The sequence below is a fragment of the Flavobacterium sp. KACC 22763 genome (assembly GCF_028736155.1).
Classification (GTDB): Bacteria; Bacteroidota; Bacteroidia; order Flavobacteriales; family Flavobacteriaceae; genus Flavobacterium.
This window is the reverse complement of the sequence record NZ_CP117879.1, coordinates 4,847,856-4,862,610: the sequence shown is the minus strand read 5'-3', so window position 1 is coordinate 4,862,610 and position 14,755 is coordinate 4,847,856. Positions and strand designations below refer to the sequence as shown.

Below are 14,755 nucleotides of genomic sequence, written 5' to 3'. Positions count from 1 at the left end.
ATCTGAATCAAAAAACGTAAATCAAATATTTGTTGTTTCAAATTTCAGGTTCCAAGTTTCAAGTTGCTATAGAGAACTTGAAACTTGAAACTTGAAACAAAAACTTTAATCTGCTATATTAGGGTTTAACCATTTCATTGCGTAATCAAGCGGTACATTTCGGCGTTTGGCGTAATCTGTAACCTGATCTTCTTTTATTTTTCCGAGTCCGAAATAGCGGCTTTTCGGGTTTCCGAAATAATATCCTGAAACCGACGAAGCTGGCCACATTGCCATGCTTTCTGTTAGTTTCACTCCAATTTGTTTTTCAACATCTAAAAGCTTCCAAATCGTTGGTTTCTCCAAGTGATCTGGACAGGCTGGATAACCTGGCGCTGGACGAATTCCTTTATAATTTTCTTTAATCAATTCTTCGTTGGTTAAAGATTCTTCGCTATCATAACCCCAGAAATCTTTACGAACTCTCTCGTGAAGATATTCGGCGAAAGCCTCAGCAAAACGATCGGCAAGGGCTTTAACCATAATCGAATTATAATCGTCTAGATTCTTTTCGTATTCTGCCGCCCATTCGTCTACACCAAAACCTGTTGTTACACAGAAAGCTCCCATATAATCGGTTACGCCACTGTCTTTTGGCAAAATAAAATCAGCTAAAGCGATGTTTGGAGCACCTTTTGTCTTTTGTGACTGCTGACGAAGCGTTAAGAATTTCTCTAAAACTTTTCCGTTTTCATCACGCAATTCGATATCGTCATCATTTACCTGATTTGCTGGGAAAATTCCGTAAATACCTTTTGCCTTTAATTTTTTCTCTTCCAGAATTACTTTCAGCATTGCTTGAGCATCGTTAAAAACAGATGTCGCTTCTTTACCCACAACCTCATCCGTTAAAATTGCTGGATATTTTCCGTACAATTCCCATGTTTGGAAAAATGGCGTCCAGTCGATATATGGAACCAAAACATCTAGTTCTACTTCGATGGTTTGCGCGCCAATTACTTTTGGTTTAACTGGAGAATATTCACTCCAATCCAATGGTAATTTGTTTTTACGAGCATCTTCAATTGTCAAGAAATTTTTATCTCTTGAACGGTTTAAAAATGTTTCTCTAAACGAATCGTATTCTGCGCGAATATCTGCCGCATATATTTTTCTATTATGATCTAACAGATTTCCTGCAACAGTAACAGCTCTCGAAGCATCGTTTACATGAATTACAGTTTCTCTATATTGAGGTGCAATTTTCACGGCTGTATGCGCGCGCGAAGTCGTTGCTCCACCAATCATAATTGGGATTTTAATGTCTTGTTTGTCTAATTCTTTGGCTAAATAAACCATTTCGTCAAGCGAAGGCGTGATCAATCCGCTTAATCCAATGATATCTACTTCATGTTCAATCGCCGCTGCAATGATTTTTTCTGGAGGCACCATAACACCAAGATCTACAATCTCATAATTGTTACAAGCTAAAACTACTGAAACGATGTTTTTTCCAATATCGTGAACGTCTCCTTTTACGGTTGCCATTAGGATTTTTCCATTTCCTTGTTTATCCCCTGCTTGTTTGCTCGCTTCAATAAATGGCAATAAATAAGCCACGGCTTTTTTCATTACACGAGCCGATTTTACTACCTGAGGCAGGAACATTTTTCCGCTTCCGAATAAATCTCCAACCACATTCATTCCGGCCATTAGGTTGATCTCAATAACCTCGATTGGTTTTGTTGCTGCCAAACGTGCTTCTTCAACATCTTCTTCGATAAAAGCGTCAATTCCTTTTACCAACGAATGTGTAATACGTTCTTGAACCGTTCCAAAACGCCATTCTTGAACCGTTTTTTCATCGCTTTTTGCTTCACCTTTTACGCTGTCTGCAAAATCTAACAATCTTTCTGTAGCGTCGTCACGTCTATCTAAAATTACGTCTTCAACGTATTCTAGTAAATCTTTCGGAATATCATCGTAAATCGTAAGCATTTCCGGATTTACGATTCCCATCGTCATTCCGTTTTTGATTGCGTGGTATAAAAACACCGAGTGCATTGCTTCACGAACCGTATCATTTCCTCTAAAAGAGAACGAAACGTTACTCACTCCACCACTAATATGTGCGTGCGGAAGATTTTCACGAACCCATTTTGTTCCTCTAAAGAAATCCAAAGCGTTCAATCTATGCTCTTCCATTCCCGTTGCAACAGGGAAAATATTTAAATCGAAAATAATATCCTGTGGAGGGAAACCTACCTTGTTCACCAAAATGTCATACGAACGCTGACAGATTTCCACTCTACGATCGTAATTATCCGCCTGACCCACTTCATCAAAAGCCATTACAATAGCAGCCGCTCCGTAACGTTTGATTAATTTAGCGTGGTGAATAAAGGCTTCTTCTCCTTCTTTTAACGAAATCGAGTTTACAACGCTTTTTCCTTGTACTACTTTTAGACCGGCTTCGATGATTTCCCATTTCGAACTGTCGATCATAATTGGCACTCTCGAAATGTCTGGTTCTGCTGCAATTAAATTCAAAAATTTAGTCATTGCAGTAACTCCGTCAAGCATTCCTTCATCCATATTAATATCGATGATTTGTGCTCCACCTTCTACCTGCTGTCTTGCAATATCAAGCGCCTCGTCATATTTCTCTTCCTTGATTAGTCTTAGGAATTTTCTTGAACCTGTTACATTCGTACGCTCACCAACATTCACGAAAACACTTTCCGGCGTAATAATCAACGGTTCTAATCCTGATAATACAAGGTCTCTTCTTTTTTCTGTCATTTCTTTTTAAAGTTACTGAGATTCTAAGATGCTTAGATTCTAAGTTTTTTATTCTATTTTCTTTCCTGTAAAAATCTATTTTACAGTTATCTGATTTTAATTATTTTAATTTCTTCTTGTCTTACAGAATCAATGAATCTATTTAACATTGGACTATTATAAAAATCTAGACACTTCATTAAATATAAATTTTGATTTGGATCATAAGATTTATAATCTTTTTTGTTCCATTTTTCTATCATCTGTTTATATTTTTTATTCCCAAAAACATACTCACCTTTCAGATTTATAATTTGCATATAACTACTTCCGTCTTTATATCTAATAATTTCTTTGCCAGATAATGCTTCAGAATAACAATCACAAAATGCTTGATTTTTTACTTTGATCAATTCATTTTCTAATTCCTTATTTTTATTCTGCGAATAACCTACAGAGCAAAATAAAACTATAAAGCAAAATTTAAATACGATTTTCATTTCATGCATATCTAAAACTCTCATTTATTATTTTAGGCGTGTCCCTCCGGGTCGGGCTATCCGTTACAAGTCCTCGCTCTTCCTTCGTCAGGCTGTGGGCTTTTCACTTCTATCCCTCACGCGAACTCGGTTTCATAAGACGATTTATGATTTCCGAGTTTCAATTTTCAATATTGATGGAAAAATTTCTCAATCAATATTATATGTTTCGTTCCTACGGAACTCTTGCTTTGTACGTTCTTTCTTTTCAACGGAATAAATTCCGTTGCTACCGATATTTCGTTCCTAACGGAACTTTTTAAAATATTCTACCTTTATTATTTTCCATGCATCATGTAAAGAACTTTACCATTTTTTGCTGAGATTTTAATATCAAATACACCTCCAAAACCGATACTATTAAAAGTTCCTTCAATATGCCAAATAGAATCGTTTTCTATTGTTACTGTATAAGGTCTTTGATCTTCTATTTGATCTTTACCATATGATTCAAACAAAATAGGCTCTGCTATTCCAACAGCTGTTTCTTCTTTTGTAACTAAACAATCTTCACATTTAATGCTTTTCTGAAAAACTGTATTTGTTGTGTAATTACAACTAATCAACATTAAACTAAACAGAAACAAAAATTTCTTCATTATTCAAATACCGGTGCCACACGTGGCTTATAATCCTTTGCAACCTCAGCCATTAATCGAATATGATCTGGTGTTGTTCCGCAACAACCTCCGATGATATTGATTAAATTATCTTCTAAATACTCTTTAATGAATACCTGAGTCTGTTCTGGCGTTTCATCGTATTGTCCGAAAGCATTTGGTAATCCAGCATTTGGATGCGCTGAAACATTAAAACTTGTATTATGTGCTAATGTTTTTAAATATGGTTTCAGCAAATCGGCTCCAAGGGCGCAATTGAATCCTACACTTAACAACGGAATATGCGAAACTGAAATCAAAAACGCTTCAACTGTCTGCCCAGAAAGTGTTCTTCCCGATGCATCTGTAATTGTTCCTGAAACCATGATTGGAATATCAATATTGCGTTCTTCTTTTACTTCTTCGATTGCAAAAAGTGCAGCTTTTGCATTTAACGTATCAAAGATTGTTTCTACTAAAAGTAAATCACAGCCACCGTCCATTAAAGCTTCTGCTTGTTGTTTGTAGGCAATTCGTAAATCGTCAAACGTTACGGCTCTGTAACCTGGATCATTTACGTCTGGCGACATACTTGCCGTACGGTTTGTTGGTCCGATTGAACCGGCTACGAAACGTGGTTTTTCTGGATTTTTTGCGGTAAACTCATCGGCAACCTCGCGTGCGAGTTTTGCCGATTCGTAGTTTAACTCGTAAACCAAATCTTCCATGTGATAATCGGCCATACCGATTGTCGTTCCAGAGAAGGTATTGGTTTCTACAATGTCAGCACCTGCTTCAAAATAAGCGGCATGTACATCGCGGATTGCTTGTGGTTGTGTTAGGGATAGTAAATCGTTGTTTCCTTTTAACGGATGTGGAAAATCTTTGAAACGCTCTCCTCTGAAATCTTCTTCTGAGAAATTATAGCGTTGCAACATTGTTCCCATTGCTCCATCAAGGATTAGGATATTTTTTTTTATTGCTTCTTGAATTGTTATTGCCATGGCTTATTTTTTTAGCTTCTGAGATCCTAAGGTTCTAAGATGCTAAGTTTTTTTTTATTATGATTGTGAAGTTTAAACCTAACAGGTTTTTAAAACCTGTTAGGTTTGCTTCGGATATTTTTTTTCACATTAATTCCAAAAGTGCACTATTGCTGGCTCATTAGCCCCGATTGAAGTGGAAATTATTTTGCTTTTTCCTTTAAAAAGCAAAATGATTGCAACGTAAAGCGGGAACTACTGACTGCAAAAATGCGCCAATGATTCGCTCCTGATACAGGATCTGTTTCAGTAAATATTATATGTTATCGAGAAAAGTTTTGAGAAATACGAGTATGTATTTGTGTTATCTATCTTTAATACTGGAAAATGTCGTATAAAGTAGAATTTAGCACCTTCTTTATGATAAAGGGTTGCTAAGGTTTCATCGGGTCTATCCCTCCGCCTTTCGTGATAACTGACAATAATTTTAAGAACAGTGCAAAGGTATGAAATAGGGTTTCGATTTGCAAATGTTTTTTTAAAGATGCTAAGACGCTAAGATTCTGAGATTCTAAGTTTTAAAATTGGCTCCAGATTTTCAAACATATCCCACGGTTTCAACCGTGGGAAACGTATTGTCATTATGCATATTGATTATCCGCTGTCTCAATACAATGTGCTCCAGTGGTTGAAACCACTGGCCATGTTTTTTATACATCTTCTAAAAAATAAAGCCCAAACTAAAAGTTTGAGCTTCCTATATAAAATCTTAGAATCTTAGCGTCTTAGCAACTTAGAACCTTAGACTATCGCTTTCACAACCGCTTTCGGAGCCTCTTTACGAGTTCCGTCAAAACCGTCTACACCAGAAACTGTTGTATATTTCAATACGTATTTTTTACCTGGGTTGATGATTGAGTAAGCAGCTTGGCACATTAAAGTTGCTTCGTGGAATCCGCAAAGAATTAACTTTAATTTTCCTGGGTATGTGTTTACGTCTCCAATGGCAAAGATTCCTGGAATGTTAGTTTGGTAATCTAATGCATTGTTTACTTTGATGGCATTTTTCTCGATTTCTAATCCCCAGTCACCTATTGGACCTAATTTTGGTGTTAATCCGAAAAGCGGAATGAAATAATCACATTCGATTTTACGGTGTGCTCCGTTTTCTTCGATATCTAATGATTCAACATGCTCAGCACCGTTGATTCCGATAACTTCTGCCGGAGTGATTAATTTGATTTTTCCAGCTGATTTTAATTCCTGTACTTTTTCTACAGAATCTAAAGCTCCTCTAAATTCGTTTCTTCTGTGGATTAAAGTTACTTCTGAAGCTACGTTTGCTAAGAAAATTGACCAGTCTAATGCTGAATCTCCTCCTCCTGCAATTACAACTCTTTTATCTCTGAATTTCTCAGGATTTTTGATGAAGTATTTTACTCCTTTATCTTCATAAAACTCGATATCTTCGATAAGTGGTTTACGAGGCTCAAAACTTCCTAAACCTCCAGCGATTGCGATAACTGGCGCGTGGAATTTAGTTCCTTTGTTTGATGTTACTATGAAAGTTCCGTCTTCTTGCTTTTCAACTGTTTCGGCACGTTCTCCTAATGTAAAACCTGGCTCAAATTGTTTGATTTGCTCCATTAATCCGTCAACTAAATCTCCGGCTAATACTTCTGGGAATCCAGGAATATCATAAATTGGTTTTTTTGGATATAACTCTGATAGTTGTCCTCCTGGTTGTGGAAGCGCATCTAAAATGTGGCATTTTAATTTTAGCAATCCTGCCTCAAAAACGGCAAATAAACCTGTTGGGCCCGCTCCAATTATAAGTATATCTGTTTTAATCATTATGTTGTTGTTTATAATCATTCTTAATAACGCAAAGAAACGAATAAATCCTTGTACTTTCAATGATTTTTATCATTAATTTCTTTCCGAAACTTTTTTACTCTCTATTTTTTAATGAAGAGGTAATCTCATTCATTCTTTTACATCGGGTTAAAACCCGACGCTACCAATATTATCGTTCCTCTGGAACTTTTTGTTATTCTTTACTTTTCAAAGAAGCAGTTATTTCATTCATTTTCTTTACTTTATCCTCAAAATTGCCTTTAAGCGTTTTTCGGTATTCATTCAGGTTCTCAACCATTTGATTGATATCTTCGGGAATTACTTCTTCAAAAAACTCTCTAAGCCTTTTGGCTGTTGTTGGCGATTTTCCGTTTGTTGAAATGGCAATTTTGACATTTCCTTTAGTTACGATTCCGCCCAAATAATAATCACATAAATCTGGTGTATCAGCGATATTGCAAATCAAATAGCGTTTTCTCGCTAAATCGTAAACCTTTTTATTTACTTTCAAATCGTCTGTACAGGCAATTACCATGTGACGTTTTTTAAGCATTTTCTTTTTGAACTTCGATTTTGTCAATGTTATCGAAGGGTGCTTTTCGGCTAAAACTTTTATTTCTAAATGAAATTCTTTTGCCACTACCTCAACATTAGCATTCGGACTTGACTTAAGCAAGAAAGAAAGCTTTTCCAGACCGACATTTCCTCCGCCTACAATTAATACATTTAAATTGTGAAGCTTTAGAAATATTGGATATAATTCGTTTTGTTCCATTTTAATTTAATTTCATCTAAACAAAATTATACCTTTTTGCTCTTAAATCTACCTTTTAAAAATTAAGAGCTTTTCTTAATTTTCTTCTTACCATTAAGTTATTAAGGAAGATTAAGCATCGCTTTATTAACTTCATGCTCTTAATGGTAAAATTATAACGAATAGAATTCGATGATTTTTACTTTATCTTGCTATTTCTTTTGATAGAAATTCTTCATAGAATCCTTTTAGTTTGTTGCTTTCGCGAACCACTTCACCTAAAACAATAATGGCTGGCGAACCTAATTCTTTTTGTTTTACAACTTCTAAAATCGAATCTACAGTTCCAACACCTACTTTTTCTTCAGCCGTTGTTCCGTTTTGGATGATCGCAACCGGTAAATTTCCTTTATCTTCTTTTTGAAACAAATCGATTATTTGAGGCAATTTGTGCATTCCCATCAAGATTACAACTGTTGCAGAAGATTGCGCTGCCAAGGCTACATCTGAAGATAATTTCCTATCAGAAGTTGTCCCTGTAATTGCCCAAAAGCTTTCTGAAACACCTCTTTTTGTAATCGAAATTCCCTGACTTGCAGGAACTGCAACTACAGATGAAATTCCAGGAACTACGATAGTTTCAATTCCGAAACTTTCTGCAAAATCAATTTCTTCTCCGCCTCTTCCAAAAATAAATGGATCTCCACCTTTTAGTCGCACTACGTTTCCGTATGTCAGTGCATTATCTACAATCAGCTGATTGATTTGATCCTGCGTGTAAGCATGATTTCCGATTCTTTTTCCAACAAAAATCCGAATCGCATTTTTGGGTGCATAATCCAGAATTTCTTCGTTGGCCAAAGCGTCGTATAAAACCACATTTGCTTCAGCCAATGCTTTTACAGCTTTTAGCGTAAGTAAATCGGGATCGCCCGGACCTGCACCGACTAAAGTTATTTTGGGTTTTATATTATGCATTTGCTAATTCCTGAGCTCTGAAAGTTTCGATTTTGTCAAAGAAAACAGTTGCTTGTGCAATGTAACCTTTAGCGAAAGCTTCAGATGGTTCATTTTTATTGATTTGGTAAACCAAGTCTTTAAAAGTTGAGTTTAATTCGATTTTATTTGTCTCAATGAAAACAGTATCAAACAAGTCTACGATTCCTGCGTGGTGGTTTGTTTTTTGGTTTTCTGCCAATAACAATGCTTTTGCACCATTTACAAATCCTGCGTAAGCATGGTAAATTGCATCTGACCATTTTTTCTCGTCAAAAGATTCCTGAGCCAAGATTAATTTCTCTTTAGCTTCAAACAATAATGTCGCTACTAAATCGATCACCACTCCAGCACATTCTCCAACTCCAACTGCTTTTACGTAATTGTCTGCGTTACCCCAATCCACAAAATCTGCTTCTGTTAAATTGGTTACATCTGCGTAAGGTTTTAAGATTTCGTAGAAATACTTTTCTCCTTTTGTATCATAATAATCTAGGAATTTTTGTCCGCTTCCATTCGCATCAAAATCATTTAAAATGGTACGCAACGCATCAGGACCTCTACGGCTAGGCACTTTGATTACTTTATCAGCAAAACGTCCTGCTCCGTTTCCTAATCTTCCTCCGCCTAATAAAACCTGCAAAGCCGGAGCCACTAGTTTTCCTGAGTTGATAGACATTCCTTGGAATCCAATTGCAGACATATTGTGCTGTCCGCAGGCATTCATACAACCTGAAATTTTAATTTCGATTTCAGTATTGTTTAAATACTGAGGATATTCAGCACTTAAAACTCTTTCTAATTCTTCTGCAATACCGGTACTACTTGCAATCCCCAAGTTGCAAGTATCTGTACCAGGACATGCCGTAATATCTCCAACTGAATTATATCCTAATTGAACAAAATCCAATTTGGCTAATTCTTGATAAAAGAAAGGAAGATTCTCTTCTTTTATGTTTCGTATTACAATATTTTGACGCAATGAAAAACGCAATTCATTTGCTCCGTAATTCTTGATTAAATCGGCTAATAATCTGGCTTTATCGGTATAAAAATCTCCTAATAAAACTTTGATTCCGATAGCATAATAACCGTCTTGTTTCTGTTTGATTACATTCGATTTTTTCCACGCTTCATACGCTTCTGTATCTTCGATTGTAACTTGCGGAACTTCTAATAACGGTTCTGTAATTGGTCCGTCGAAAGCGGTTGTATCTATTTCGTATGTTTGAAAAGCGATTGCTTTTTTCTCTTTTTCAACCAAATCAAGGAAAGCATCTTTGCCCATTTCTTTGATTAAGAACTTCATACGCGCTTTCATTCTTTTAGCACGTTCTCCGTATCTGTCGAAAATACGAATGATTCCTTCTGCTGTTGGAATGATTTCGTTTACGGGAACAAACTCTGAAAGTAATTCAGCATGTGCCGGCTGAGATCCTAAACCTCCACCAAACATGATTTTGAAACCTTTTTGTCCTTCTTTTATTTTCGGAATAAATCCTAAATCGTGTAGATAACTCAAAGCGGTATCTTCGTCTGAAGAAGAGAACGAAATTTTAAATTTACGTCCCATTTCCTGACAGATTGGATTTCTTAACAAATATTGGAAAAGTCCGTGTGCATAAGGCGAAACATCAAATGGTTCGTTTACGTCTACTCCAGCCAATTCGCTTCCTGTAATATTTCTAACTGTGTTTCCACAAGCTTCACGAAGTGTAATATCGTCTTTAGCCAAATCTGCCCAAAGCTCAGGAGTTCTGTCTAAACTGACATAGTGAATCTGAATATCCTGACGTGTTGTAATGTGCAAACGTCCTGTAGAATATTTGTCTGAAACTTGGGTGATACGCACCAATTGCTCGCTGGTTACTTTACCATAAGGCAATTTAATACGGATCATCTGAACGCCTTCTTGACGCTGACCGTAGATTCCACGCGCTAAACGAAGACTACGAAAACGCTCATCATCAATTTTTCCTCCACGGAATAAGTGAATCTTTTTTTCTAATTCGATAATCTCCTTCTGAACTACCGGATTTTCTATTTCTGTTCTAAAACTTTCCATTTCTCTTTAGTTGTTGGTTGTCAGTTGCTGGTTGTTGGTTTGCTGGCAGATAACTATCAACCAAAAACCATCAACTATCAACTAGCGAATGAATCCTACTCCTGCTGTTGTGTTAGTTGCTGTATCAATTAAGATGAAAGCTCCGTTTGATTTGTTTTCGTTGTATGAATCAAAATATAACGGTTTGCTTAATTTGATCGTTACTTCTCCAATTTCGTTAATAGCCAATTGAGAAGCTTCTGTCGTTCCTGAGTAATCTGTTGCAATTGTATTTTTAATGCTTTCTACTTTTGCTAAAACTCTGTTGGTATTGTGTTGTACCAAATATTTAGTTCCTGCAACCAGTTTTTTACTGTCCATCCAGCAAACTGTTGTGGTAATGTCTTTTTCAATTTTTGGAAGCTCACTTGATTTTACAATCATATCACCTCTCGTTACATTGATATCATTTTCTAATTCGATTGTAATTGAAGAACCTGCTGTAGCTTCGTCAAATTGTTTATCAAAAAAGTGAATTTTAGTAACTGTTGATTCTGTTAAAGATGGAAGAACTGTTACAGCATCTCCAACTTTAATTGAGTTTCCGTATAATTTTCCTGCGTAACCTCTAAAATCGTGGTATTCTTCTGTTTTAGGACGAATAACCGTCTGAACTGGGAAACGTGCTTTTCCTGCTTCGTAAACATCAGAAGCATGTAATCCTTCCAAATGTTCTAAAACCGTTTGTCCATCGTACCAAGGCATGTTTTCCGATTTATCCACAACGTTTCCGCCGTTGATTGCACTTAACGGAATGTAGCTTACGTTTTGCTCTTTGAAAGTACTTTTTGCATTTAAAGCCTCAAAATCAGCTTTGATTTTATTGAAAACTTCTTCTGAATAATCTACTAAGTCCATTTTGTTGATGGCAACGATTACTTCTTTTACTCTCAATAAATTATTGATGAAAAAGTGACGGTAAGTCTGTTCGATAACACCTTTTCTGGCATCGATCAAAATGATAGAAACCTGAGAAGTCGAAGCTCCTGTAACCATGTTTCTTGTATATTCTACGTGTCCTGGAGTATCGGCAATAATGTAACTTTTCTTTGCAGTCGAAAAATAAATATGCGCAACGTCAATCGTGATTCCTTGCTCTCTTTCTGCCACCAATCCGTCAGTTGCCAAAGAAAAATCAAGGTAATCGTATCCTTTTTGTTTACTGCTTTTTTCGATTGCTTCTATTTTATCAGTTGTCAACGATTTTGTATCATACAATAATCTTCCGATCAAAGTACTTTTTCCGTCATCTACACTTCCTGCTGTTGCTATTTTTAAAACGTCCATCTTATATATTGTTTCAGGTTTAAAGTTTCAGGTTTCATGTTCTCTCGAAACTTATAAATCTGTATGTTTTTGTTTTCTTGATTTTTACTTTTAAAATTTCGTCCCGAATTGCATTTACAATTAACAATTCATAATTAACAATTATTAAAAATATCCTTGCTGTTTTCTTTTCTCCATTGCAGCTTCAGAACGTTTGTCATCGATTCTGGCTCCTCTTTCAGAAATGGTTGACGATCTGATTTCTCCAACTACTTCTTCGATTGTTGCTGCGTAAGATTCAACAGCTGCTGTACAGCTCATATCTCCAACGGTTCTGAAGCGAACAATTCTTTCTTCGATTTGTTCGTCTTCTTCTTGGTACACAAAAGGAGAATGCGACCAGATTAAACCGTCTCTCAAAAAAACTTTTCTTTTATGTGAGAAATAGATTGACGGAATCTCGATTTTTTCTTTCTCGATATAACTCCAAACATCTAATTCTGTCCAGTTTGAAATTGGGAAAACACGAACGTTTTGACCATTTTCAATTTTTCCATTTAAGATATCAAACAATTCAGGTCTTTGATTTTTTTCGTCCCATTGTCCGAAATCATCACGAACTGAGAAAATACGTTCTTTAGCTCTTGCTTTTTCTTCATCACGACGCGCACCACCAATACAAGCATCAAACTTAAATTCTTCAATTGCATCCAAAAGTGTTGTAGTCTGCAAGCTGTTACGGCTTGAATATTTTCCAGTTTCTTCAACTACTTTTCCTTCATCAATAGCATCCTGAACATTACGAACGATTAGCTCTAAACCTAATTCTTCTACCAATTTATCTCTGAAAGCAATTGTTTCAGGGAAATTATGTCCCGTATCAACGTGTAAAAGAGGAAACGGAATCTTAGCAGGGAAAAATGCTTTTTGCGCTAAACGCACCAATGTAATAGAATCTTTTCCTCCTGAGAAAAGTAAAACCGGTTTGTCAAACTGTGAAATTACTTCTCTGAAAATGTATATCGCTTCACTCTCTAAAGCGTTTGTTTTTAATACTGAACTCATTTTTGTTTTTTGTTTCAAGTTTTAAGTTTCAGGTTTATTTTAGTTTTCCTAAATCTTCAACTTTGTTATTCTCTTAATACTTAATTCTTTTGTCTTAATACTAAAAAAGATTTACTCTTTCTTAGCACTATGAAGCCCACACTCTTTATGGCTTGATTCCCACCACCATCTTCCGGCTCTGATATCTTCACCAGGGAAAATCGCTCTCGTACAAGGTGCACATCCAATACTTACGAAACCTTGTTTGTGTAAAGCATTTTGAGGAACATTGTTTTCTGACAAATACGCTTCAACTTCTTCTAAAGTCCATTTTAGCAACGGATTGAATTTGATGATTTCGAAGTTTCCGTCATATTCAAACAAACTTAAATCATGTCTGTTTTCTGATTGTTCTGCTCTTAATCCCGTAATCCAAACTGAATTTCCAGCCAAAGCTTTTCTCAACGGAACTACTTTTCGAATAAAACAGCATTCTTTTCTGTTTTCAACGGAATCGTAAAAGCTGTTTGGTCCTTTTTCCTGCAACAGTTTTTCTACTGATGCCGCTTCTGGAAAATAAACCTCAATTGGTCTTTTGTATTTTTTTAATGTCTTATGAAAAACATCATACGTTTCCTGAAATAATCTTCCTGTATCTAAAGTAAACACCTTAATATCTGTGTTACTTTTTGCAATAAAATCGGTAATTACCTGATCTTCTTGACCAAAAGAAGTTGAAAAAATTACTTTTCCTGGAAATTCTTTTGCTAAAAAAACTAAGGTTTCGTCAAGCGAAAAATCTTTAGTTTTCTCTAATAATTCTTGTACAATATTCGCACTCATAAATCTCTCCTTTCTAAAATTATCTCTTACAATAATTTAGATAATGTTTTTAAACTCAATAATATAATTAGAATCCCAACAGCAACCATCATTGGTTTTCTTTTGATTTTATTTACTAAATAAGCCGCTAAAGGCGCTGAAACTACCCCTCCTAAAATTAATCCAATGATTACTTGCCATCCGTGGATTCCTCCAAAAAGCATGAATGTAATTCCACTTGCAAATGAAATCGCAAACTCAGCTGCGTTTACCGAACCAATAGTATATCTCGGATTTCTTCCTCTTCCTAATAAAGTTGAAGTTACAATTGGCCCCCAGCCTCCACCTCCAACTGAATCCATGAATCCGCCGAAAACTGCTAAGGCTCCTAACTTCTTAGTTTTCTTTTTTACAATATTCTTTTTTAACGCTTTTCTGATAATGATAATTGCCAAAACAATCATGTAAACTGCGATAAATGGTTTGATGACATCTCCATCAATTACATCAGACAATAAATAAGCTCCTGTAATAGAACCCAAAACTCCCGGTATCAATAAATGCTTTACCAGTTTTTTATTGATGTTCCCGAAACGATGGTGAGAAAGTGCCGACGCTCCAGTCGTAAACATTTCCGAAACGTGAACTGCTGTACTGCTTACCACTGGCGGAACTCCGTAAGCCAATAAAAATGACGTTGAAGTCGCTCCATAGCCCATTCCTAAAGTTCCGTCGACCAATTGAGCAAAAACTCCAATGGCTAAAAACACTAAAAACTCTGCATTAAAACCATTCACAAATCCATCCCACGTAAATTCTGCGTGATGATTGTATATTAAAACAGATAATAAACCTACTAGTAAAACAACAGGAATTCCAATCCAAAGCTTTTCTCTAAAAGAATCAGCCGTATTTATTTTCAGTTCTTTTTCCATATTAAAAAAATGATTGAATTTGTTTCCAAAATCTATTACCCTATCGGGTTAGTAGATTACTTTGCAAAAATACTACTTATTTCTAAATTACAAAGC

12 protein-coding genes and 1 riboswitch are annotated in these 14,755 nt (G+C 35.8%); all 12 genes read right to left on the bottom strand.

Going from position 1 to position 14,755, the window contains the following annotated elements:
* Positions 1-105 precede the first annotated feature (105 nt).
* The 12 genes from metH to PQ463_RS20425 all read right to left on the bottom strand — a co-directional run bounded on the left by metH (position 106) and on the right by PQ463_RS20425 (position 14,659).
* Positions 106-2,781, bottom strand: coding sequence for a methionine synthase (gene metH / locus PQ463_RS20480; protein ID WP_274255255.1), 2,676 nt, complete (start codon positions 2,779-2,781; stop codon positions 106-108).
* 86 nt (positions 2,782-2,867) lie between these two features.
* Positions 2,868-3,284, bottom strand: a complete 417-nt coding sequence (locus tag PQ463_RS20475) for a T6SS amidase immunity protein Tai4 family protein (protein WP_274255254.1) — start codon at positions 3,282-3,284, stop codon at positions 2,868-2,870.
* 293 nt (positions 3,285-3,577) lie between these two features.
* The gene (locus PQ463_RS20470; RefSeq protein WP_274255253.1) at positions 3,578-3,898 is read right to left on the bottom strand and encodes a YbbC/YhhH family protein; all 321 of its coding nucleotides are present in this window, start codon (positions 3,896-3,898) and stop codon (positions 3,578-3,580) included.
* A complete protein-coding gene (locus PQ463_RS20465) occupies positions 3,898-4,902 on the bottom strand; it encodes a homocysteine S-methyltransferase family protein (protein WP_274255252.1) in 1,005 nt (334 codons plus the stop codon). Before PQ463_RS20465 ends, PQ463_RS20470 begins: the two co-directional genes overlap by 1 nt.
* Before the next feature lie 340 nt (positions 4,903-5,242).
* Positions 5,243-5,359, bottom strand: a riboswitch (SAM riboswitch).
* A 323-nt stretch (positions 5,360-5,682) separates the two neighbouring features.
* Positions 5,683-6,735: an NAD(P)/FAD-dependent oxidoreductase gene (locus PQ463_RS20460; RefSeq protein ID WP_073412897.1), complete on the bottom strand. Its 1,053-nt coding sequence runs from the start codon at positions 6,733-6,735 to the stop codon at positions 5,683-5,685.
* 196 nt (positions 6,736-6,931) lie between these two features.
* Positions 6,932-7,513 carry a precorrin-2 dehydrogenase/sirohydrochlorin ferrochelatase family protein gene (locus PQ463_RS20455; protein ID WP_274255251.1) on the bottom strand — a complete coding sequence of 194 codons (582 nt, stop codon included), beginning with the start codon at positions 7,511-7,513 and terminating at the stop codon, positions 6,932-6,934.
* A gap of 183 nt (positions 7,514-7,696) precedes the next feature.
* Entirely contained in the window at positions 7,697-8,470 is a 774-nt protein-coding gene (gene cobA / locus PQ463_RS20450; protein WP_274255250.1) for a uroporphyrinogen-III C-methyltransferase, read from the bottom strand.
* A complete protein-coding gene (locus tag PQ463_RS20445) occupies positions 8,463-10,553 on the bottom strand; it encodes a ferredoxin-like domain-containing protein (RefSeq protein ID WP_274255248.1) in 2,091 nt (696 codons plus the stop codon). The genes cobA and PQ463_RS20445 overlap by 8 nt, the downstream gene beginning before the upstream one ends.
* Positions 10,554-10,634: 81 nt before the next feature.
* The gene (locus PQ463_RS20440; protein WP_274255247.1) at positions 10,635-11,879 is read right to left on the bottom strand and encodes a sulfate adenylyltransferase subunit 1; all 1,245 of its coding nucleotides are present in this window, start codon (positions 11,877-11,879) and stop codon (positions 10,635-10,637) included.
* Positions 11,880-12,023: 144 nt separating this feature from the next.
* Positions 12,024-12,923, bottom strand: a complete 900-nt coding sequence (gene cysD, locus PQ463_RS20435) for a sulfate adenylyltransferase subunit CysD (protein ID WP_008466601.1) — start codon at positions 12,921-12,923, stop codon at positions 12,024-12,026.
* A gap of 111 nt (positions 12,924-13,034) precedes the next feature.
* Positions 13,035-13,745, bottom strand: a complete 711-nt coding sequence (locus PQ463_RS20430) for a phosphoadenylyl-sulfate reductase (protein ID WP_274255246.1) — start codon at positions 13,743-13,745, stop codon at positions 13,035-13,037.
* A gap of 26 nt (positions 13,746-13,771) precedes the next feature.
* Complete coding sequence (locus PQ463_RS20425; protein WP_274255245.1) at positions 13,772-14,659, bottom strand: sulfite exporter TauE/SafE family protein; 888 nt, start codon at positions 14,657-14,659, stop codon at positions 13,772-13,774.
* Between the last annotated feature and the right edge of the window lie 96 nt (positions 14,660-14,755).

Bases quoted from the DNA above. Each gene is read 5' to 3' on its own strand.
- metH (WP_274255255.1), bottom strand. From the start codon at position 2,781: ATGACAGAAAAAAGAAGAGACCTTGTATTATCAGGATTAGAACCGTTG.
- PQ463_RS20475 (WP_274255254.1), bottom strand. From the start codon at position 3,284: ATGAGAGTTTTAGATATGCATGAAATGAAAATCGTATTTAAATTTTGC.
- PQ463_RS20470 (WP_274255253.1), bottom strand. From the start codon at position 3,898: ATGAAGAAATTTTTGTTTCTGTTTAGTTTAATGTTGATTAGTTGTAAT.
- PQ463_RS20465 (WP_274255252.1), bottom strand. From the start codon at position 4,902: ATGGCAATAACAATTCAAGAAGCAATAAAAAAAAATATCCTAATCCTT.
- PQ463_RS20460 (WP_073412897.1), bottom strand. From the start codon at position 6,735: ATGATTAAAACAGATATACTTATAATTGGAGCGGGCCCAACAGGTTTA.
- PQ463_RS20455 (WP_274255251.1), bottom strand. From the start codon at position 7,513: ATGGAACAAAACGAATTATATCCAATATTTCTAAAGCTTCACAATTTA.
- cobA (WP_274255250.1), bottom strand. From the start codon at position 8,470: ATGCATAATATAAAACCCAAAATAACTTTAGTCGGTGCAGGTCCGGGC.
- PQ463_RS20445 (WP_274255248.1), bottom strand. From the start codon at position 10,553: ATGGAAAGTTTTAGAACAGAAATAGAAAATCCGGTAGTTCAGAAGGAG.
- PQ463_RS20440 (WP_274255247.1), bottom strand. From the start codon at position 11,879: ATGGACGTTTTAAAAATAGCAACAGCAGGAAGTGTAGATGACGGAAAA.
- cysD (WP_008466601.1), bottom strand. From the start codon at position 12,923: ATGAGTTCAGTATTAAAAACAAACGCTTTAGAGAGTGAAGCGATATAC.
- PQ463_RS20430 (WP_274255246.1), bottom strand. From the start codon at position 13,745: ATGAGTGCGAATATTGTACAAGAATTATTAGAGAAAACTAAAGATTTT.
- PQ463_RS20425 (WP_274255245.1), bottom strand. From the start codon at position 14,659: ATGGAAAAAGAACTGAAAATAAATACGGCTGATTCTTTTAGAGAAAAG.